This window comes from Microcystis sp. M049S2 (genome assembly GCF_020245625.1).
Taxonomy (GTDB): domain Bacteria; phylum Cyanobacteriota; class Cyanobacteriia; order Cyanobacteriales; family Microcystaceae; genus Microcystis; species Microcystis ichthyoblabe_A.
On sequence record NZ_JADBUN010000156.1, the window covers coordinates 30,198 to 48,009 of the forward strand.

General features: G+C 41.2%; 26 protein-coding genes. 4 read left to right on the forward strand and 22 right to left on the reverse strand.

The annotated features are described in order from the left end of the window. Positions 1 to 44: 44 nt before the first annotated feature. From IM496_RS13835 to IM496_RS13845, 3 genes are all read left to right on the forward strand, one after another. A complete protein-coding gene (locus IM496_RS13835) occupies positions 45 to 299 on the forward strand; it encodes a SemiSWEET transporter (RefSeq protein ID WP_002739519.1) in 255 nt (84 codons plus the stop codon). Positions 300 to 452: 153 nt separating this feature from the next. Further along, a complete protein-coding gene (locus IM496_RS13840) occupies positions 453 to 1,706 on the forward strand; it encodes an FIST signal transduction protein (RefSeq protein WP_194016696.1) in 1,254 nt (417 codons plus the stop codon). A gap of 38 nt (positions 1,707 to 1,744) precedes the next feature. Then, positions 1,745 to 2,437: a Uma2 family endonuclease gene (locus IM496_RS13845; RefSeq protein ID WP_287662246.1), complete on the forward strand. Its 693-nt coding sequence runs from the start codon at positions 1,745 to 1,747 to the stop codon at positions 2,435 to 2,437. On the opposite strand, the gene IM496_RS13850 is transcribed toward IM496_RS13845, so the two are convergent. The 10 genes from IM496_RS13850 to IM496_RS13895 all read right to left on the reverse strand — a co-directional run bounded on the left by IM496_RS13850 (position 2,434) and on the right by IM496_RS13895 (position 11,617). Beyond that, the gene (locus IM496_RS13850) at positions 2,434 to 3,213 is read right to left on the reverse strand and encodes a DUF1350 family protein (RefSeq protein WP_004162891.1); all 780 of its coding nucleotides are present in this window, start codon (positions 3,211 to 3,213) and stop codon (positions 2,434 to 2,436) included. The two genes, IM496_RS13845 and IM496_RS13850, sit on opposite strands and share 4 nt — an antisense overlap. Before the next feature lie 165 nt (positions 3,214 to 3,378). Next, complete coding sequence (locus tag IM496_RS13855; protein ID WP_194016700.1) at positions 3,379 to 3,927, reverse strand: response regulator; 549 nt, start codon at positions 3,925 to 3,927, stop codon at positions 3,379 to 3,381. Between the two features lie 250 nt (positions 3,928 to 4,177). After that, entirely contained in the window at positions 4,178 to 5,956 is a 1,779-nt protein-coding gene (locus IM496_RS13860) for a S8 family peptidase (protein WP_287662247.1), read from the reverse strand. A gap of 134 nt (positions 5,957 to 6,090) precedes the next feature. Continuing rightward, entirely contained in the window at positions 6,091 to 6,525 is a 435-nt protein-coding gene (locus IM496_RS13865; RefSeq protein WP_287662249.1) for a VOC family protein, read from the reverse strand. A gap of 285 nt (positions 6,526 to 6,810) precedes the next feature. Then, positions 6,811 to 8,166, reverse strand: coding sequence for a 5-histidylcysteine sulfoxide synthase (ovoA, locus tag IM496_RS13870; RefSeq protein ID WP_287662250.1), 1,356 nt, complete (start codon positions 8,164 to 8,166; stop codon positions 6,811 to 6,813). Between the two features lie 40 nt (positions 8,167 to 8,206). Next, positions 8,207 to 9,217 carry an L-histidine N(alpha)-methyltransferase gene (egtD, locus tag IM496_RS13875; protein ID WP_287662251.1) on the reverse strand — a complete coding sequence of 337 codons (1,011 nt, stop codon included), beginning with the start codon at positions 9,215 to 9,217 and terminating at the stop codon, positions 8,207 to 8,209. Positions 9,218 to 9,446: 229 nt separating this feature from the next. Beyond that, positions 9,447 to 9,731 (reverse strand): DUF7734 family protein, encoded by a 285-nt coding sequence (locus IM496_RS13880; protein ID WP_002743915.1) that lies wholly within the window; start codon positions 9,729 to 9,731, stop codon positions 9,447 to 9,449. Positions 9,732 to 9,763: 32 nt separating this feature from the next. Beyond that, on the reverse strand, positions 9,764 to 10,357 hold the full coding sequence (locus IM496_RS13885; RefSeq protein ID WP_002740183.1) for a DUF3177 family protein: 594 nt from the start codon (positions 10,355 to 10,357) through the stop codon (positions 9,764 to 9,766). Positions 10,358 to 10,532: 175 nt separating this feature from the next. Further along, on the reverse strand, positions 10,533 to 10,757 hold the full coding sequence (locus tag IM496_RS13890; protein ID WP_002792997.1) for a Calvin cycle protein CP12: 225 nt from the start codon (positions 10,755 to 10,757) through the stop codon (positions 10,533 to 10,535). A 542-nt stretch (positions 10,758 to 11,299) separates the two neighbouring features. Continuing rightward, entirely contained in the window at positions 11,300 to 11,617 is a 318-nt protein-coding gene (locus IM496_RS13895; protein WP_194013626.1) for a DUF4164 domain-containing protein, read from the reverse strand. A gap of 189 nt (positions 11,618 to 11,806) precedes the next feature. Here IM496_RS13895 and IM496_RS13900 point away from each other — a divergent pair, with 189 nt between their 5' ends. Beyond that, positions 11,807 to 12,142, forward strand: a complete 336-nt coding sequence (locus tag IM496_RS13900; RefSeq protein WP_104397707.1) for a hypothetical protein — start codon at positions 11,807 to 11,809, stop codon at positions 12,140 to 12,142. Between the two features lie 58 nt (positions 12,143 to 12,200). On the opposite strand, the gene IM496_RS13905 is transcribed toward IM496_RS13900, so the two are convergent. The 12 genes from IM496_RS13905 to IM496_RS13960 all read right to left on the reverse strand — a co-directional run bounded on the left by IM496_RS13905 (position 12,201) and on the right by IM496_RS13960 (position 17,673). Beyond that, positions 12,201 to 12,482 carry a type II toxin-antitoxin system RelE/ParE family toxin gene (locus tag IM496_RS13905; protein WP_008207104.1) on the reverse strand — a complete coding sequence of 94 codons (282 nt, stop codon included), beginning with the start codon at positions 12,480 to 12,482 and terminating at the stop codon, positions 12,201 to 12,203. Continuing rightward, on the reverse strand, positions 12,479 to 12,694 hold the full coding sequence (locus IM496_RS13910; protein WP_002782275.1) for a hypothetical protein: 216 nt from the start codon (positions 12,692 to 12,694) through the stop codon (positions 12,479 to 12,481). Before IM496_RS13910 ends, IM496_RS13905 begins: the two co-directional genes overlap by 4 nt. A gap of 126 nt (positions 12,695 to 12,820) precedes the next feature. Then, positions 12,821 to 13,165, reverse strand: coding sequence for a hypothetical protein (locus IM496_RS13915; RefSeq protein ID WP_104397709.1), 345 nt, complete (start codon positions 13,163 to 13,165; stop codon positions 12,821 to 12,823). Between the two features lie 256 nt (positions 13,166 to 13,421). Then, positions 13,422 to 14,096: an HAS-barrel domain-containing protein gene (locus tag IM496_RS13920; RefSeq protein ID WP_002759297.1), complete on the reverse strand. Its 675-nt coding sequence runs from the start codon at positions 14,094 to 14,096 to the stop codon at positions 13,422 to 13,424. Between the two features lie 2 nt (positions 14,097 to 14,098). Further along, positions 14,099 to 14,293: an NAD(P)H dehydrogenase subunit NdhS gene (locus IM496_RS13925; protein WP_002759298.1), complete on the reverse strand. Its 195-nt coding sequence runs from the start codon at positions 14,291 to 14,293 to the stop codon at positions 14,099 to 14,101. A gap of 438 nt (positions 14,294 to 14,731) precedes the next feature. Then, positions 14,732 to 14,911 (reverse strand): type II toxin-antitoxin system HicA family toxin, encoded by a 180-nt coding sequence (locus IM496_RS13930; protein ID WP_002782277.1) that lies wholly within the window; start codon positions 14,909 to 14,911, stop codon positions 14,732 to 14,734. Next, positions 14,908 to 15,126 carry a type II toxin-antitoxin system HicB family antitoxin gene (locus IM496_RS13935; RefSeq protein WP_004163690.1) on the reverse strand — a complete coding sequence of 73 codons (219 nt, stop codon included), beginning with the start codon at positions 15,124 to 15,126 and terminating at the stop codon, positions 14,908 to 14,910. Before IM496_RS13935 ends, IM496_RS13930 begins: the two co-directional genes overlap by 4 nt. A gap of 116 nt (positions 15,127 to 15,242) precedes the next feature. Further along, a complete protein-coding gene (locus tag IM496_RS13940; RefSeq protein WP_194013634.1) occupies positions 15,243 to 15,545 on the reverse strand; it encodes a hypothetical protein in 303 nt (100 codons plus the stop codon). Between the two features lie 89 nt (positions 15,546 to 15,634). Beyond that, entirely contained in the window at positions 15,635 to 15,826 is a 192-nt protein-coding gene (locus IM496_RS13945; protein WP_228009468.1) for a hypothetical protein, read from the reverse strand. 222 nt (positions 15,827 to 16,048) lie between these two features. After that, positions 16,049 to 16,273 (reverse strand): hypothetical protein, encoded by a 225-nt coding sequence (locus IM496_RS13950; protein WP_002782285.1) that lies wholly within the window; start codon positions 16,271 to 16,273, stop codon positions 16,049 to 16,051. Beyond that, positions 16,251 to 16,538 (reverse strand): BrnT family toxin, encoded by a 288-nt coding sequence (locus IM496_RS13955; RefSeq protein ID WP_287662254.1) that lies wholly within the window; start codon positions 16,536 to 16,538, stop codon positions 16,251 to 16,253. The genes IM496_RS13950 and IM496_RS13955 overlap by 23 nt, the downstream gene beginning before the upstream one ends. Before the next feature lie 355 nt (positions 16,539 to 16,893). Beyond that, the gene (locus IM496_RS13960; protein ID WP_287662255.1) at positions 16,894 to 17,673 is read right to left on the reverse strand and encodes an RHS repeat-associated core domain-containing protein; all 780 of its coding nucleotides are present in this window, start codon (positions 17,671 to 17,673) and stop codon (positions 16,894 to 16,896) included. Between the last annotated feature and the right edge of the window lie 139 nt (positions 17,674 to 17,812).

Below are 17,812 nucleotides of genomic sequence, written 5' to 3' on the forward strand. Positions count from 1 at the left end.
GTCAACAGTTTAAAATGAGAGAAACTGAGCCAAGAGGATAATCGGTGAATATTATTGAACTAATCGGGATCGTGGCGGGAATATTAACCACTGTCTCCTTTTTACCCCAAGTGATTAAAACTTGGCGTTATCGTTCGGCTAAGGACTTGTCCTTAACTATGTTTATTTGCTTTTGTCTGGGGGTTTTTCTTTGGCTCATCTACGGCCTTTATATGAACAGTAAACCGATTATTATTGCTAATTTTGTTACTTTTATCTTAGCGGGGACAATTCTCTATTTTAAGATTAAATATGATTAAAATAACTGACAATCCCTTGCGGCCTTATTGGCTCACGTCATGACAATTCTACAATTTATTGCGCCATCTAGGGGCGCGGATAGGATTTTTAGGTTAATTTATTGTTAAGATGATCATCTTTGACCATTGAGACCAAATTTGGGGTCAAGAAACATGAGCGATCGCATCGAGTGGATTAATGCCCTGTCAACCCGTCCCTCCCTAGAAGCGGCGGTGACGGAAGTAGTGGAAAAAGTGACAGATAAGTTAGTTGGATCGGCAGATCTAGCCATAATTTTTATTTCTTCTGCCTATGCCAGCGACTATCCCCGTTTAGTTCCCTTAATCTTGGATAAACTCCCTGTTCCTGTGCTGATCGGCTGCGGTGGGGCGGGGATTGTCGGTATGGGTGAGAGGGAAAAAGCGCGAGAAATCGAAGCGAGTCCGGCTTTAAGTCTCACCGTCGCCCATTTGCCTAATGTGGAAGTGCAGCCCTTCTATATTGAAGCGGCGGAAATGCCCGATCTCGACAGTTCCCCCTCTAGTTGGACAGAATTATTAGGGGTAGAAGCGGCCAAAAATCCCCAATTTATCCTTTTAGCCGATCCTTTTTCCAGTCGCATCAATGATCTGTTAGAGGGTTTGGATTTTGCCTACCCTGGTTCGGCCAAAATCGGCGGTTTAGTCAGTGGTGGCATGATCGAACGTTCTGGGGGTCTATTCTACCACGATCAACAAAAACCCCGTAATAGCTATCTCTATCGTCAGGGAACCGTAGGAATCGCCCTTTCTGGCAATATTATCGTCGAAACTATCGTCGCCCAGGGTTGTCGTCCCATTGGACCGATTTATCAGGTGAGTGAGGGAGAACGCAATATTATCATCTCCATGACCGGTAAAGGGGCCGATGGGACTCCGCAACCACCTTTAAACCTACTGCGGGATTTAATCCCCTCCTTAAGCGAAAAAGACCGAGAATTAGTGCAAAACTCCCTTTTTATCGGTATTGCTAGGGATGAGTTTAAAATGCAGTTGCGGGCTGGGGATTTCTTAATTCGCAGTGTTTTGGGAGTAGATCCTCGCCAAGGTGCGATCGCAATTGGCGATCGAGTTCGTCCGGGGCAGCGGGTACAATTTCACCTGCGTGATGCCGACACTTCCGCCCTAGATTTAGAATTACTTCTGCAAGCTTTTCCCCGAGACAAACCTAATAGCTCAGAGGTACTAGGGGCTTTAATCTTTTCCTGTCTCGGTCGCGGGGAAAATCTCTACGAAAAACCGGACTTTGATTCGGGTCTTTTTCAGCGTTATTTCGCCAATGTTCCCCTCGCCGGTTTCTTTGGCAATGGAGAAATCGGGCCGGTGGCCGGTCGCACTTTTTTACACGGTTATACCTCGGCCTTTGCCCTCTTTCGTCAGGGAATTTAATGTTATACTAAATAGTTAGTACGCTAGGGAGTAGAACGATGGTAAAAGCCCAATCTTTCTCTGAGTCGGAGATTATCTATGCCGATAGTGATGGTAAACCGATGGCCGATAATACCAAACAGTTTCGCTGGATTGTGACGATTAAGGAAAATCTCGAATGTTTATTCGCAGACAATGACAATGTGTTTATCGCCGGCGATCTGTTGTGGTATCCGGTCGAGGGGGATAATAAAATCTGTCAAGCGCCGGATGCTATGGTGGTGTTTGGCAGACCCAAGGGCGATCGAGGTTCCTATAAGCAATGGTTAGAAAACCAGATTGCGCCGCAGGTAGTCTTTGAAATTCTCTCTCCGGGCAACACTAAAGCGGAAATGCGCCGAAAATGGCAATTTTATCAGCGTTTTGGCGTAGAAGAATATTATCTCTACGATCCCGATGCTAATTATCTACAGGGTTGGTGGCGCAGGGGTGATCAATTGGAGATGATTGCCGCGATCGATAATTGGCAGAGTCCGCTTCTACAGATTCGTTTTCAACTGGAGAGTCCCCAGTTAGCTATTTTTTATCCCGATGGCTCGCGGTTTTTGACCACCCTAGAAATCAAGCAAAAAGCGGAATTAGCCGAACAACGAGCCCAACAGGAACGCCAACGGGCCGAATTAGCTGAGGCAAAATTAGCCCGCTTAGAGGCGCAATTACAGGCCCTGGGGATTAATCTAGAGGAAAGCTAACGAGAGGCGGGAAGGACGGGATTTAACCAGTGGAGAATCTCATCTTTGAGACGGGAATTATCCCGGGCAAGTCCCTGTTTTAACCATTGGCCGATCGCATCGAGGGGAGTAAATACTTCTCCGGTTTGCCAACTGACATCTTGACTCAAGGGAGTGAGATGATTACCCGGGAGAGTTCGCAGGGCAATTAAATCATTAAAACGTTTTTTTAGCAGGGGATTTAATACCAGCGATTGATCGATCGTGTCGTCTTGAAAACGGATTAAAAGATTGCGACGAATGGCATAATCTTGGAAAATTAACTCGTTTGTTTCTTCGGGGGAAGGGGTAAATTCGAGGTTAAAAGTGGTGTCAATTTGTAAAGGTTCGATAAAGGGAATAGCTCGACGAATGGGATAATTATTAAAGGAAATGAGGATATTTCCCGCCCGTTCCACTTCGTAGAGACTACCGATTAATAAATGCAGTTTACACCCCATACTGTGACCCAATCCGTAGATGGGGAGATAACCTTGGGGCAGACTATGATTCCAGCGCAGACGTTCAATAATATTATCAAAACGGTTTAAAACTGTGCGGGCGATCGATTTGTGATCGAGGGTATTAACAAAGGGAGTAGCGACAATAGCATATCCTGAATTACCAAGGCTTTCTAATAACCAACGATAGGTAATATTCGGGGCCGCCGCCACAAATGCCCCACCTAAAAAGTGAATGATACCCCGGGGACGACGGGGGAGAAAAACCCAATTACCTGCTATTTCTTGCCAATTCATAATTAGTTATCAGTGAATTAATAACTTCTTAGTCACTCACTAAATAAATACCACTTCATATTATACTAAATCTTGTTGAAAAGGGATAGGAGATTAGCCAGAGATTAGCGACACCGGATAAGGATTACTGCTTGCCCAAGTCACCAAAGATCGGGATGAATAGTTCTAGTCCAGTTTTTTCTTAATAAAAGCCACTAATTGAGACATTTGTTTCTTGATAGTTTCCATTTCTGTTTGCATTTGGGCAATTTGGGCATGGAGATTCTGAATATCGGTGCTATAATCCCCAGTGAGTTCCTCTAGTTTCCGGCTAGAAACTTTTGGTTTGGGAGAATACTGTTTTGCCTTGGCTATCGCTTCTTTAATCGCTTGTATCAATTGTTTTTGGTCGAAAGGCTTCTCAATAAAGGCAAAATACTGGAAAGGTTCGGGTATTTTCTCTACTAGCTCCTCTTTCCGTCCCGACATCAACACTAGGGGAATACTTTTGAGATTATCTTCGCTTTGGATTTGCTGAAACACCTCCCAACCGCTCATTTTTGGGAGAAGGAAGTCCAAAATAATCAAATTTGGGTTTTCGGTACGAATGAGATTATAGCCCTCTAATCCGTCTTTAGCTTCGAGGAATTCAAAGTTACCCTCTGGTAACATATCGCGAACGCGCATCCTAATCACTTTACTGTCATCGATAACGAGAATTTTATGATTTGACACGATAGACACCTTAGACAAGAGACAATAGATAAACTCGATGATTCGAGGGGATATTGGCGAAAACTTTCGGCATAGGCATTGAGGATTCCCAAAAAACCCTTAGAAACTAAGATACACCATAAAGAAAAAACCTCGGTTAATGTCCGAGGCTGCTGTTGTAGGAGAACTCAATGCAAAACAAAAGGAAGATACCAAAACCAAAGAGGTTTTTATCGGTAAATCACCTTTGTTGTCCCATTGTAACCCCTGTTTAAGCGTATCGGGAGGAAGTAGCACTTTTTAGGGCTAAATAACCTAAACCGAGACATAAAAGCGCATTTACGCCCAAAAATGCCTGAGCGATTCTACCGGAACCTAACCAGATCAGAGTAGGATCGATAACGGCACTGATACCTAAACTCACCGCCATGGCTAAACTAACCCCCACCGCCAACCATTTTGCACGGGGATGACCTAAAAGCAGGGCAATCAGGACAAAAGGCAGGATAACACTGGCAAAAAGCGGATTAAGGGCAGAACTGCCCTGAATAACGCCTCCTAGGTCAGAAAGAGAACTCCCCATGACTCGGAAAGGCCATTGGGGTAAATCGAAGATATAAAGACCTCTGAGGAAAAATAAGCCAGAACTGCCAAAAATTAGACCAGCATTCAAAAATCCGTTCCAGGAGAAGGGAAAATAACTTCTTAGCCACCAAGCAAGAAGATAAGAACCCAAAACCATGGCCATTTTGGGCAAAACCGCCACTGCGCCGCCATCAATCCAGAAACGGGGGTTGAGATAACCGTTATCGCGCAACCAACGCCAAAAATCCCGGAAAGTAATCTGTCCTTTTAGGGCCAATTGTAGAGCATTGCCCGCGTCTAATTGTCCGGCCCCAAAATGATTAAAGGGATCATCATTGATCTTACGGGCTGACTGTTGCAAAACCTCTAAAACTGCACTGGGTTCTTTAATTCCCGCAGCTTTGATTAAAGCTACCACCCCAGCAACGTGAGGGGCTGCCATGCTGGTTCCCTGAAAACCGAGGAACGCCGGTTCCCCCCCCTTAGCGGGATCGATGGTTTCTTGGATAATTTTACCCGTATCGGAGCCGCCGGGGGCAGCAATATCGATTCCGGCTCCGAAATTAGAATAGGGGGCCTTATTTCCGGAGGCATCTACCGCAGAAACGCCGATAACGTGGGGAAAACGGGCAGGATAGGCGGCGGAATTATCATCGGCATTACCGGCAGCAGCGACGATTACCACACCTTTACTATAGGCATATTCGATCGCCTCTTTCATTACTTGGGTTTCGCCTCCACCCCCTAAACTCATATTGATGACATCGGCTTTATTATCGACGGCAAAACGGATCGCTTCGGCAATATCTCCCACACTTCCCCCGCCCGTCCCGGAAAGCACCTTGAGGGGCATAATTTTGGCTTTGTAGGCGATGCCGGCCACCCCGTAGTTATTATTGGTCGATTGGGCAATTGTTCCCGCTACATGGGTTCCGTGACCGTTATCGTCCTCGGCATTGCTGCGATCGTTGACGAAGTCGTAGCCTTCCACAAACTCGGTTTCTCGCAGATCGGGAACTTTTGATACACCTGTATCAATAACGGCGACGGTGATCCCTTCACCGTGATTTTCTTCCCAAGCGCGTTCGATGTTAATTCCTCGCAGGTTCCACTGTTTGCTATAGTCGGGGTCGTTAGGGGCGATAAAAGCATGATAAATATAATCGGGTTCGATCGATTCAGTGTATTTTTTTAGGTCGGAATTGCGGAGAGTTTTCAGAAGTTTGCTATCTCCTGCCACGGTGTAAAGATGTTCATCGATGGAAAAAATACTATTTAAACTGGTGGTTTTTCCCGCTTTTTTGTTGATAGCATTTAACTGCTCATCGAGGACGCTGACGGGTACATCGTCCTTAAAGTCGATCAAAATTGATTGATATTCGCCCCGATTTGCTAATCCAGTAAAGTTAAAGAGAGCAAATCCTAGACCGATAATGAATAGGGTTAACAATAAAATTTTTTTCATAGATTTCCTAAGAATTGATCATTACAAGCCAAGATTTTTTTAGTTTCGATCAGAGAATCCGAGGGAAGTTCCCCTGTTTTTGTCGCAGTTGAAGATAGGACTAACCAATTACAAAAAGTCACCTGTTGTTTATTTTAAGCTCGATCGCCGATCGCTGTTAATTGCCGACTGGCAAAAATAGCTTCATAGTAGCGATAATGTTTAAATTCGAGGAGATTATAGAAAGGATCCTCTAGGAAAAAGGTTTTATGTTCGGTTATCTCCCCAGCAAAGCGAGTTTTTGGTTCTAGATAAAATTTTAGTTGATTGACTCGTGCTTGTGCGAGAAGATTGTCCCAATCGCTGGCATCTGGCAGAATTAGACCGAAATGGCGAGGATAAATGCTATTTTGGGGAGTAATAGGCATTTCGGTGACGTGAGCGACTACCTGATGACCATAGAAATTTAAGATAATCGCTTTCTTGGTTTCCCTTCCCGCTAAACAACCTAAACCATCACAGTAGAAGCTTTTAGCGGTGGACACATTGGTAATCGGAATAGCGAGATGAAAAATTGCAGGTTGATTCATGGCGATCGATTTTATCCGCGCTCTACTAGGTTCTATTGTAGCGATCGAGGGGCAACTGTTACAGGAATTTTTTTTAAAATTGGCAATTACCTAAAGTTTGCAGAATAAATCTAAAAACCTTGTTGGATAATATATTTAGGCTTTTTTGACATCAAAAAGTGCCGACTCTTAGAGTAATCATAGGGAAATTTTAGGCACTTTTTCCCTGAAAATTAGGTAATTGACCCCCTCAAAATCGGTAAAACCCCACACCCTACACCCCACACCCCACACCCCACACCCCACCTAAAGACTTTGCGCGATTCTAAAACCAGCGTGTTGATAAAAATTCCGGCGAAACCAATTGCGATAGTAGGGTAGGATTTCTGTGCCGTTAGTCACCCAAGCTCCTCCTAACATCATTTTATGTTGACTATTAAAGAAAGGAGTGGAATTGTCAGCATAGAGGTAATGGGGTTGAAAGTCAGTTAAGGGATTAAAATCATCTTCTAGCCATTCCCAGACGTTACCGCGTAAGTCATAAATTTCTGAGTTATTGCCCGTATTTTTTAACATTCCCACGGGAGTGGGAGAACAGAATTTTAAATTGAGGTTATAGTCATCAAATTTATCGTTTTCTAGGGTATAACATCGATTTTTTTGACTGCCATAGGTGACTAAATTCCACTCAGCTTCCGTCATTAAACGTATTCCTTGACCTTGAAAACGACAGTAAGCGATCGCTTCATAATAGTTCACTTCTACCGGCCAATCAAGAGGTAAATCGAGAACATCAAACATGGCTCGATATTGATAATTTCCTCCCTCATCTACCAGCCAAAATTTAGGATACTTGACTTGATAATGATTTTTCCATTGCCAAGCTTCCTCATCCCAATAACTGGGATTTTCGTAGCCACCATTATGGACAAATTCTTTAAATTCTCCGTTGGTAATCATATATTTACTCACCAGAAAATTGTTAACTTGAATTTGACGATAACCATACTCGTTGTCCCAACCATAAACAGGAGAATCCTGGGGTTTACCAATTTCTACTATTCCCCCAGAAACCTCCACCATTTGATTAGGATAAGCTTGACCAAAAGAAGGGGCATAATGCCAACCAGAAGGACGTTGCAGACAGTCTAACGGCAGTTGTCTGAGTAACATTGAAGATGTTTCAAAGTGAACACGCTGATGCTCGATTCCCATCATTAATGACCAGAGAGAATGCTGCGGATGAATAGGAAGATTAAGGGGGATATTTTTAATTATTTCAACCACAATTTCATAGACTTGTTGCCGATATTCCCAAACCTTAGCCACCCCGGGCCACTGAATATGGGCGATAGCAGAGTTTAATTCTTCAGAAGTTGCCGGATCTACTCCCACTCCAAACAATAATTCATAGTCAGAATTAGGGCTTTTTTTTAATAGGTTAACCATCTGCAATTTATTCAGATAAAAAGCGGCAGCATGACCTAAATAAAAGATGAGAGGATTTCTTAAATCGTCAGGGTTACAATAAAAAGCTTCTTCTTTGATGATGCTTTTTAACAGCATATCTTCTAATTGCCAAGCATTTTCAAAATAGTCCAGTATATTTTCTCGACTACAGTTACTTAGAGAGATAGGAGCCTGTGCTTGAATCTTTTCCATGTTTTTGTGCCTCTATTACTGATGATAATGTTTTCGTTAATTACAGGGATAACTGACAGAGAATTAACCCAAATAAATTTTCAGGATCGGTGAAAACCTTGAGCGGGTTTAATCCCTTTGATTCTAGGTCTTTTTGCATAGTTTCTAGGTTGAATTTACGCGAGATTTCTGTTAAAATACTCTCCGATGCTTGAAAATTAACTGTTAAATCGAGTTTTTTAAGGTGAACAGGGTGAGTTTTTTGACAAATTAAATACATTTCAATTTGAGATTTATCTTGATTATAGATAGCTTGATGACTAAATAAATCAAGATTAAAATCAGCTTGAAAACGCCAATTTAAATGGGAAAGCATATTTAAATTAAAAGCGGCCGTCACCCCTTGAGAATCATTATAAGCTGCTTCTAAAATTGCCACCGGTTTTTGGAGATCAATCCCCAATAAAAAATAATCTCCAGCTTTTAGAACAGTGCCAATTTTTCCTAAAAATTTGTCACATTCAGCCGCAGAAAAATTACCGATCGAACTTCCCAAGAAAAAAATCATTCTAGTATTATCAGAAGCATTTTGATAATAAGCTAAGGCCTGTTCATAGGTTCCAATTAACCCCTGAATCGGTAAATTAGGATATTCTTTTTGTAATTCTATGGCACTAGCTTGGAGAATAGTTTCACTAACATCGATAGGTACATATTTAGAGGATTTTTGTTGCCGATAATAAGCGTCCAATAACAGACGAGTTTTAGTGGAACTACCACTACCTAATTCTATCAATTCGCAGGGACCGGTATAGGCGACAATTTCTTGAGCATATTCTTGGAGAATAGCCGCTTCTGTCCTAGTGGGATAGTATTCTGGCAATTGACAGATTTCTTCAAAAAGTTGGGAACCTTGCCGATCATAAAAATATTTAGATGGTAAACTTTTGGGGGTTTTAGTTAATCCTTCAATCACATCTTTTCCCTGATCTTTAGCTATATTTTTACCGGTGGCAGCGGTGGCTAAATACTCAATTTGTAATAGTTCTTGTTTAGATGGTTTAAGCTGCATAGATTCTCCAGATTATTCTCCAGTTTTTTGATTGTTCTCGATCGATGCCGGGGACGAAATCCACTTTGACAGCTTGAATGCTGGCAGAGATTATCGTTCCCCGGTAATTTTACCATAAAACGCCGCAAAATTTACCTCTTGTCTATCTAGACAAGGTTTGTGGAAGGTAAATAAAAGCTGTTAAATCCATCGAGATGGGTGCTGATATTATCCAAGCAAAATTACCCGTTCAATTAATCAGTAAAAATTGCATTTCCTCTAAGCTAAGATTTTCTTGGATATAGCGAGGATTAAGGGGATGATAAGGACTAGCAAGACGATCTATCTTAATAATTGTCGCCGTTTCAGGAATGATCGGAATATCGGGATCGTAGGGGGTGCTGCGAGTAAGAGAACTAGAAAAACCCTTAAAAATAGAGATTTCTTCCTCCTCCCCATCCACAGCAATAGTCACTAATAAAACCTCTTGGGGATTTTTGAGGGTGTATTGTTCGAGTTGTTGACCAATATTCATAGAAAAATGGCTAATTATCGATAGCTAAAGACTTACTGTTGTAAAGCTGAACGTCCCTGTTTGCCAAGGCGAATAAGAAGAAAATGGGCAAAATAGAGAGTATAAAAAGAGAGACCAACTAAACCAAAAAAGCCCAAAACATTAGCGGTAGCTTCTGAATGAAAAATCTCGCGAAACTGCCAAGGTGCTTCCTGCCAAACTTGACAATAGGGAGAATTTAGCAATTCCCCTGACATAGCACAGGAGAGAAAAGGTAAGGTAGAAATCGCGCCCAGAGGAGAATAGATAGTTACTGCCCAACGCCAAGCAGTGGTGACAAATTTAATCGGACTAGCGGGTAAATCTTTAATTTCATCGTTAATATCCACCCAAAACCAGAGAGAAATCGGGATTAAAATCTTAGCTAAAAAACTGGTGACAAAACCAATCGGCCAGGAAGCAATCATTAAATATACAGTAATTAATAAAAGACTAGCCACTCGCCAATAGATAATCAACAATTTCTGTAATGATTCGATTTTTGCAAATAAAGACCAAATCAACAAAATTGCCGGAATAATCACCGTAAATAGGACGGCTAAACGATAATCTATCCAAACGAGAGGACGAAACCAAAGTTGATTCATAAACTATTTAGACATAATTACACTGTCACCATTTTACTGTCTTCCGGTGCGGGAGCCAAAATCGGCCACAGCTTGACCAACAAACAAAAAAACGAGGGGCGATCTCTTTATAGCTGAGATCGCCCTAAAGCTAGGATTCTACTGTGAGGAGAGAAAAAACCGCTGCCCGACTCCATTAATCGTCATAAACGCGACACTCGGCGGCATCGGGATTATCATCACAATACTTTTCGAAGTAGGTTTTTTGGGGGTGGTCTTGACGTTGGTGAGCTGCTTCTGCTTGTAATTCTTCCACCGCATCCCAAGCGGCGGCGCATTCGCCAGAGGTGGCACCTTCCGTACTACAGACGGTTCTGGCGTTTTCTAGCTCTTCTTGAATTTTATCTTGGATATTGCTCATGATTCCTCTGGAATTGATCTATTGACACTCTAACAATTATACAGCCACGTTCTCAAACCACAGGATCGGTTATCCCACTTGATCGCCTTTCCTGTTCCATTAAGCCGATCCTAGCGCAATTTTTGGGGAATTTAAGATCAAGATTTCCTGACTAGGCCAATTTTTAGCCCAGATTTCGCACTGGAGGAACGCCACAGGGATTTCTCCCCAAGATAGACAGCGAGCAGAAGCATATATCGACTTATTTAGGGTTTGCTGAATAAATCTAAAAACCTTGTTGGGTAAAACTTTTAGACTTTTTGTCAATCAAAAAGTACCAGGTATGGGAGTGATCAGGGGGAAAATTCCGGGACTTTTTCCCTAAAAATTAGGTAATTGGCCACCTCAAAACCAGTAAAACCCCACACCCCACACCCCACACCCCACACCCCACACCCTGCCCCCACCGAAAAACTTTTTCAGCAGACCCTATTTAGGCCGTCTTACCAGTCTCGATGCTCCCTTAGACAGGGTGGCGCAGATCGAATAAGTTATTCTAGAGACTAGGGGAAAAAGACTGTTTTACCAGCAATAGTCAGCATTCCTGTCACCAAAATGCCGACAATGCTAAGGAATCCAATGGTGGTAATGTTGACTCGTGCGTTGAGATCGTCAACCCGCTTTTCTAGTCGCGTAACTTTGGCATCTAAGGCCTTAATATCCCCTTTAATTTCTCCTAAACTGTTTTCGATCGCCTTCTGTCCATTTTCTAGGTTTGTCAGTCGGGACTCGATCGCTGTCAGTCGGGATTCGATCGCTTTCTGTCCGCTAACGATTAAATCTTCTAACCTTTTCAGATCATTCTCGGTAACTGCTGTCATCAGTGACAATCCTCTTAAAGTTGAATTTTTCCCAGTCTCCTATCAATACTCTATCAATATTTTCTCGGTCGAGCATTTCTACTCTAGAATAAAAGATATTGCAATCCCTGTTAGGGAATTTATTAGAAACTTGAGGTATGTAAATGTGACATAATCACAGTTTCGCATTTAACCTTCATAAGATGGAATATGAATATCATTGACGCTTTAAATCTCAAAAAACCCCAAGATTACCCCTCTAGAGAAGCCTATCAGCAAGACGTTGTCAAAGCGGTACAGGTATTGATGCGTCTAGGTATTATGGATAGTCCCTCGGCCGATTTAACCGCTTCCCTAGACTCTATCCTTGAGAAATTACAAGAGGATGAACTGACTATCTACGGTAGAAAACGCAGTAAACAGGAAATTATCGCCGATTTAAAGCAAGTTAATAGTGAAATTGCCGAACTCGATCGAGAAATAGCCGACTTAGAATGGCAAATTGCGCTCAAAAAAGCTGAAATATCTGTTAATGAAACATCTTAGGGGTTTTTATCTTGATTCTGTTTCGGTTTCTCCAAACTGAGCGCAATAATCATCCGCACTAATAAACTTCATCGTGAGTCCCAATTGACTCCAAAAGAATTGCCTGTTTCTGCTCATATTCAACGAATTTAAAGACAATTCTTAAATCATAGCCCACACTACAAGCATAAGAGTCTTTAAGCTCCCCTTTTAATTTGTGTGTTCTTAATCGAGGTTGAAATGGATCTACGGATAATAAAGCTAAAGTTTCTTGGATATTTTGAGCTAAAAAAGCCTGTTTTTTCACAATTTTTCGAGCATTTCTAATAAATATATTGGAGCGTAATAAAACAAAATTCACGAAAGAATTTCCTCCATGATTTGTTCAGGTGTCAGGGGTTGACATTGACCTTGTGCAAATTCTTGTTGAGCTTCTTGAACATCTCTAAACAACTCTGTTCTTTTTTGATCTCGAAGACGATTCTGTAAAATATGAATGAGATTTTCTTGATCTTCAAGGGGAAGTTGCTCGGCTGCTTCTAAAATCTCTGCAAAGGTTGTTTGTATTGCCATTTTCTTAAGGGGCGATCGATTAAACTATCTAGAATTTACAATCAAGGCTAAAAATGATGTTGGGTTTCGTTCCGAGTACCCCACCTAAGAGATTGGTGATCGCACTAAGTTAAATTAGGTCGAGGTCTATTGGATTGATTGCTCAACTTCAACAATATCAAAATCTGGAGCCACATAATAATTTATGTATCCAGGCTTAACATCAAACCAAACAGATAAAGTTAAAATTTGTTTCCCATTGGGAGAAATAAAGGTAGCACTACATAATCTGTTTCCACAAATAATTTCTGGCCAACCTGGTACATAATCTGGAACAACACTTGGTTTTGGCTTCCAACCTAAATTGAGGATTTCTTGACGATATTCACCATAGGGAGATAAACCCTTAGTGGGAACTAGCTGTGCCTTAACCGCCTCTCCCCACAAGAAAACCCCAAAAAATAATATCCCGATATTTAACTTGATACTCATTATCCTTATTCAGCGAGAGTTACCGCATAACCATTTATTATATCGACATTTTTTGTCTAGTCAACCCAGAGAACAAAAAAAACAGAAACTTGACCTATATTCACTGGGTAGAGAATTTTATCTAGAAACATTCCCGACATTTCCGAGAATGGCCAAGGGTTACTGATTTTTTTCTTAACCACAAAGAGACAAAGGACACAAAGAGAGGGAGTAAGGGATTTCCACCACTCTAAGAGCGCCAAGAGAGCCGAATCATCTAAGGACTAATATGAATTTGACTGAGAATATAACGCAAGCGATCATAATCATCTTTAAGTAAAACACTTAACTGTCTGCCTACATTCACTAACCATTGTCGATCGGCTTGACGCAATTGATACATCTGACGGATAGAAGCAGCTGCCAAAGCTTCCACGGGAGTATTCTTGACCTGTAATAAAATTCGTAAAAAGTCTAATTGTTCACTAAAATAAACCACTTCTAACGACTCACATTGATAAACTGCCTGATGAATTTGTGGAGGCCGGGGAGGAATATATTGATAGATATAACCTCGCCCGGCACCATTGCCATTAAATTGTCCGGGTAAGGTTTCAAAACCGACAATAGTTGCCCGAAATTCCGTTTTTAACATAGCGAAAATCTGCGGCTGTTGTTCCCGCAATTCAGCCAAAGATAACCCCAAAGCTCTAGCGCGATGTACCGAATCGATGGGTGCAGTGGTGGCAAAGGTGACAATCCCAAAAATCTTATTACCCGTTTCTTCATCGTAGGCTTTTACCCAACTACCAAAAGCAGGCATAAAAGGGAAGTTTAACTCCTCTGGTTCCAAACATTGCGCCAAAAACTCGGTCGTCGTCGTCTCGATAACTTCGGCGATATGATCGGGATGGCGGTTATCCGTGGCCAATTGCGGTAAGGGTGGACGCATGGTTATTTTTTGCCTTTAGCCGGGGCAATAATTACTTCTTCTAATTCCGAGAGATTAAAGGTGACTAACTTATCCCAGTTACCCCCCTCAAAAAGAACGGCCACTTTCCCATCGCTTAAACGCTGGGCTAAACCTTCAAATTTATAGTAGGTATCATCGGGATTGGTGACTCGAACGGTACTACCTGGCAAAATCATAGGATTGACGACGAAATTATAATTAACTGTCTCTTAGCTTATCAAAATTTAGTGATCAGGGAGTCGTGACTTACCCCTACCTTCTGTTATCCGTCTTAGGCAATACGTCCCTGTTCTCTACCCGATCAGGCGATCGCAATTTGTTCCTCAGGCGACAATTGTTGTACTGCTTAAATAAGCTGTTCTAAAGTTAAGGGAATGGTTCCCATCGATTTTGCTTTAATAATTTATAATTTGCTCTATTCAACCCTCAACCCCAGCCACAGGCGAGCGCACTAACTCGTAGAGTGAGCTTTTCGATAGCGTAACGCACCAATTTAATAATAAAGTTAGTGCGTGGGGCGCCGATTGTTAATTTGAGTTTTTATCAGAAATTATCGCCGCAAACACGCACCCAACAAGATCGGCGTACTGCTAGGCAGTGCCTTCGGCATCGCACTATTGAGCATTCAGGTTTCTGAGAATTTTTTGTGCTAAAAATTCTTTGATTTCTGTATGTCGTGGTACAGCTTCAATCACCCCAGTTTGAGGGTTAATCCAAAGAGAATGAGAAGCGCCCTCTCGCTTAAGATAACAACCAGCTTTCCGCAACTTTTTTTCTAATTCTTGACGTTTCATGGAATGGAAATTGTCTCCTCGATCGCCTCTTTCGGTAGTCCTCGACGAATATCAGCTAAACGATCTTCAAAAATTAGTTGAATAGCACTTTTTAAGCTTTCTTTGGCTTCTTCAATGGTTTCTCCTTGACCATTTGCACCTAGGACTTCAGGACAAATCGCCCAGTATCCCCCTTCTGTTGCTGCTTCAATGATGGCGGTGAATTCTCCTTTCATGACAATCTCCTTTGATAATTTATGAATTATTCGATAATTTATGAATTAGCGTGCTGCTACGCAGTGCCTTCAACATCGCACTCTCAACCAAAATATCACAAGATCACGACACAAGATTAGAGCATCATGGGGATGATGTTGGGTTGAGTACCCATCACCCAATCTACAAGATCAGGCGATCGCACTGATATTGATTGAGAAGAAATAACAATAAATTGTTCAGGAGATAAAATTACATTTTCATAAGTAAAACCACCAATGACTTTAGGATTAGAAATCATTAAATCAATAGCGTATGCTTCAGGATTAGGATAGCATTCAACTATTGCACCAAGTGTTCCTTTAGGAATAATTAAATCTGAAAAATCGGCGGTTATATTTATTAAAGTTTGAATCAAATCATTAATTTTTGCTTTCATTATGTTTTGCTCCTTTAGCTGTCAACTTCTAACCAGTTTGTAATTAATCTAGGAATAATTTTGCCTTGATCTATTTGCCAGATTGTGATTCAATTTCCTTGCACTCCATTAAAACCTTTGATCCTAATTGTAACTTTTAATCTCATACCATAGGGATTATTTTTGCTTTTATAGGCTGGTGCATAAGGTAAAATTTGACGAATTTGTTGAATTATATCTTGAGTTGCAATTTGACGGTCTTCTTGAGTTTCAACAGAATAACCTATCATGGCAAATCCCATCCATTTTCCTTGATTTTAAGGGTTGTTAGGTTGCAATGAGTAATCGGTAAACTTTCGCAATTCTATTTCGGCTTGATCTGCATTTGGTAAGGGATATCCTTCTTTCCAGCTAATACTCATACGCAGTTTGAGCTAAACGAAGTGCCACCCAACCCATAACATGAAGAATAATCGGGGGATGATGTTGGGTTTCCGTTGTCAACCCAACCTACAAGATCAGGCTTATTTTTCAGGGATAGCGGATAAGATAGCTCGCAGTGCTTTGTTTACATCTTCAGAATTTTTGAAAACTTTAGCGACATCTGGTTCTAAGGTGACAGTTATTTTTATTTCATTTACCTGAGAAGCAAAACGATTAGGATGAGCCTTAGTATAATCAAAATTATATTCAGGAAGTAGGTCATCTTGTAAATTTTGTTTGGTTTCAGAATCCTGTGTATTTTTCATAGTCTTGGCGTTCTTTTTTGGTTGTTAAACGTGCGCTGATAATACGAATCATTTGATTTCTTTCAGTAAAACAAACTACTAAAAGACGATTCTTGTCATCGTGTCCGATAATAATTTCTCGTTTTTCACCGACCGAATGCCACTCATCATCAAAAATGTAGGCTAAAGGCTCTAGAAAAACAGCCTTGGCTTCCTCAAAATTGATGCCATGCTTTTTGAGATTAAGTTTTGCCTTGGGGTTATCCCACTCAAATTGTAAGTTCATAAACTCAATTCTAGTTCAATCTCCCCCTAAACAGCGCACTCTCAAATTTTGTCGTTGTCATACTCCCAAGGTATCATAGCTAGTGGACTGTTTCAGCTAATTTGGTGTATTAGAAAAATGCTATAAATTCTATAATCTAAGACTTTAAGCCGAAATCTATTGCCCTATTTTAGCTGAAACAGTCCAGTAGGGTGCGTTAGCCAAAGCGTAACGCACCAATTTAATGATGAAGTTGGTGCGTTACGGCGGATTGTTAATTGAGGTTTTTTAACAGAGATTATCGCCGCCTAACGCACCCTACAAGATCTACAAGATTGGCGATCGCACTACAATATCGGCGATCACACTACAATATCTAAAACAACATACTTAAAAACTCAAGCAAATTTAGTCCATTCAAAATTGCTCCAAGCTTTTCTAATCTTACAGGGAAATAAGGTAAATACAATGGACTAAAAGGACTTGATGGACGTAATAAAAATGGAATTACTCTTGTCAAAGTAAATATTTTAACATACTCTATTAAAGCCACCTCCCCACTAGGATCGATCGCATTTACCGGATTAACCCCAGCGTATAAATAATCATGCAAGGTTATCGGTTGATTATTGTAACCCTCAAAGGGATCAACGGAAGCAAAACGCCCTGTATTAGGATCATAATACCTTGCTCGTAAATAATAACCATCTACCGCATCATCAAACTGCTCACCCGCAAACAGATAATTATTCTCCGCATCCCCGACTTTACGGGTTAAATTACCATAAGCATCATAATCATATTCTACAATGACAGAACCATTATTACCCGTCATTAAACGAGTGCTACCTAAACCATCCACTTGATAGTAAATCCGATTTGCACCGTCATCTTGGGAGATTAAATCCCAACCGTGAGTATAGGTATTATTAACTGTACCATTAGTTTGATATTCCTCAATCACTTGGGCGTATTGCTGTTGATTGTTGTCGATTAAGAAGCGAGTCACCTCACCATCCACATCAATCGCCACTCGGATACCATTATGATCATATTCAAACTCAATGCGTCCGGTTTCGCCGTTTTCCGTGACTTCTACCGCGGTTAATTCACCCTTAGCATTCCACTCATAATTAGGGCTTGCTGAAAAAGTCATTAGATCTCTTGCATAAGTCTAGACAAAATAGGATAAAATAGTCCAAGAGTTAAGATTGAAAGATGACTTACGAACAAGTAAAAACTTTAAAGCCAACAGAGTTCAAACGCTTGTGTGGCGTGTATCCAGATACATTTAA

Excerpts from the sequence above, each read along its gene's own strand:
- IM496_RS13840 (WP_194016696.1), top strand. The coding sequence starts at position 453 with ATGAGCGATCGCATCGAGTGGATTAATGCCCTGTCAACCCGTCCCTCC.
- IM496_RS13845 (WP_287662246.1), top strand. The coding sequence starts at position 1,745 with ATGGTAAAAGCCCAATCTTTCTCTGAGTCGGAGATTATCTATGCCGAT.
- IM496_RS13850 (WP_004162891.1), bottom strand. The coding sequence starts at position 3,213 with ATGAATTGGCAAGAAATAGCAGGTAATTGGGTTTTTCTCCCCCGTCGT.
- IM496_RS13860 (WP_287662247.1), bottom strand. The coding sequence starts at position 5,956 with ATGAAAAAAATTTTATTGTTAACCCTATTCATTATCGGTCTAGGATTT.
- IM496_RS13865 (WP_287662249.1), bottom strand. The coding sequence starts at position 6,525 with ATGAATCAACCTGCAATTTTTCATCTCGCTATTCCGATTACCAATGTG.
- ovoA (WP_287662250.1), bottom strand. The coding sequence starts at position 8,166 with ATGGAAAAGATTCAAGCACAGGCTCCTATCTCTCTAAGTAACTGTAGT.
- egtD (WP_287662251.1), bottom strand. The coding sequence starts at position 9,217 with ATGCAGCTTAAACCATCTAAACAAGAACTATTACAAATTGAGTATTTA.
- IM496_RS13880 (WP_002743915.1), bottom strand. The coding sequence starts at position 9,731 with ATGAATATTGGTCAACAACTCGAACAATACACCCTCAAAAATCCCCAA.
- IM496_RS13885 (WP_002740183.1), bottom strand. The coding sequence starts at position 10,357 with ATGAATCAACTTTGGTTTCGTCCTCTCGTTTGGATAGATTATCGTTTA.
- IM496_RS13890 (WP_002792997.1), bottom strand. The coding sequence starts at position 10,757 with ATGAGCAATATCCAAGATAAAATTCAAGAAGAGCTAGAAAACGCCAGA.
- IM496_RS13895 (WP_194013626.1), bottom strand. The coding sequence starts at position 11,617 with ATGACAGCAGTTACCGAGAATGATCTGAAAAGGTTAGAAGATTTAATC.
- IM496_RS13900 (WP_104397707.1), top strand. The coding sequence starts at position 11,807 with ATGAATATCATTGACGCTTTAAATCTCAAAAAACCCCAAGATTACCCC.
- IM496_RS13910 (WP_002782275.1), bottom strand. The coding sequence starts at position 12,694 with ATGGCAATACAAACAACCTTTGCAGAGATTTTAGAAGCAGCCGAGCAA.
- IM496_RS13915 (WP_104397709.1), bottom strand. The coding sequence starts at position 13,165 with ATGAGTATCAAGTTAAATATCGGGATATTATTTTTTGGGGTTTTCTTG.
- IM496_RS13920 (WP_002759297.1), bottom strand. The coding sequence starts at position 14,096 with ATGCGTCCACCCTTACCGCAATTGGCCACGGATAACCGCCATCCCGAT.
- IM496_RS13925 (WP_002759298.1), bottom strand. The coding sequence starts at position 14,293 with ATGATTTTGCCAGGTAGTACCGTTCGAGTCACCAATCCCGATGATACC.
- IM496_RS13930 (WP_002782277.1), bottom strand. The coding sequence starts at position 14,911 with ATGAAACGTCAAGAATTAGAAAAAAAGTTGCGGAAAGCTGGTTGTTAT.
- IM496_RS13935 (WP_004163690.1), bottom strand. The coding sequence starts at position 15,126 with ATGAAAGGAGAATTCACCGCCATCATTGAAGCAGCAACAGAAGGGGGA.
- IM496_RS13940 (WP_194013634.1), bottom strand. The coding sequence starts at position 15,545 with ATGAAAGCAAAAATTAATGATTTGATTCAAACTTTAATAAATATAACC.
- IM496_RS13945 (WP_228009468.1), bottom strand. The coding sequence starts at position 15,826 with ATGGGATTTGCCATGATAGGTTATTCTGTTGAAACTCAAGAAGACCGT.
- IM496_RS13950 (WP_002782285.1), bottom strand. The coding sequence starts at position 16,273 with ATGAAAAATACACAGGATTCTGAAACCAAACAAAATTTACAAGATGAC.
- IM496_RS13955 (WP_287662254.1), bottom strand. The coding sequence starts at position 16,538 with ATGAACTTACAATTTGAGTGGGATAACCCCAAGGCAAAACTTAATCTC.
- IM496_RS13960 (WP_287662255.1), bottom strand. The coding sequence starts at position 17,673 with ATGACTTTTTCAGCAAGCCCTAATTATGAGTGGAATGCTAAGGGTGAA.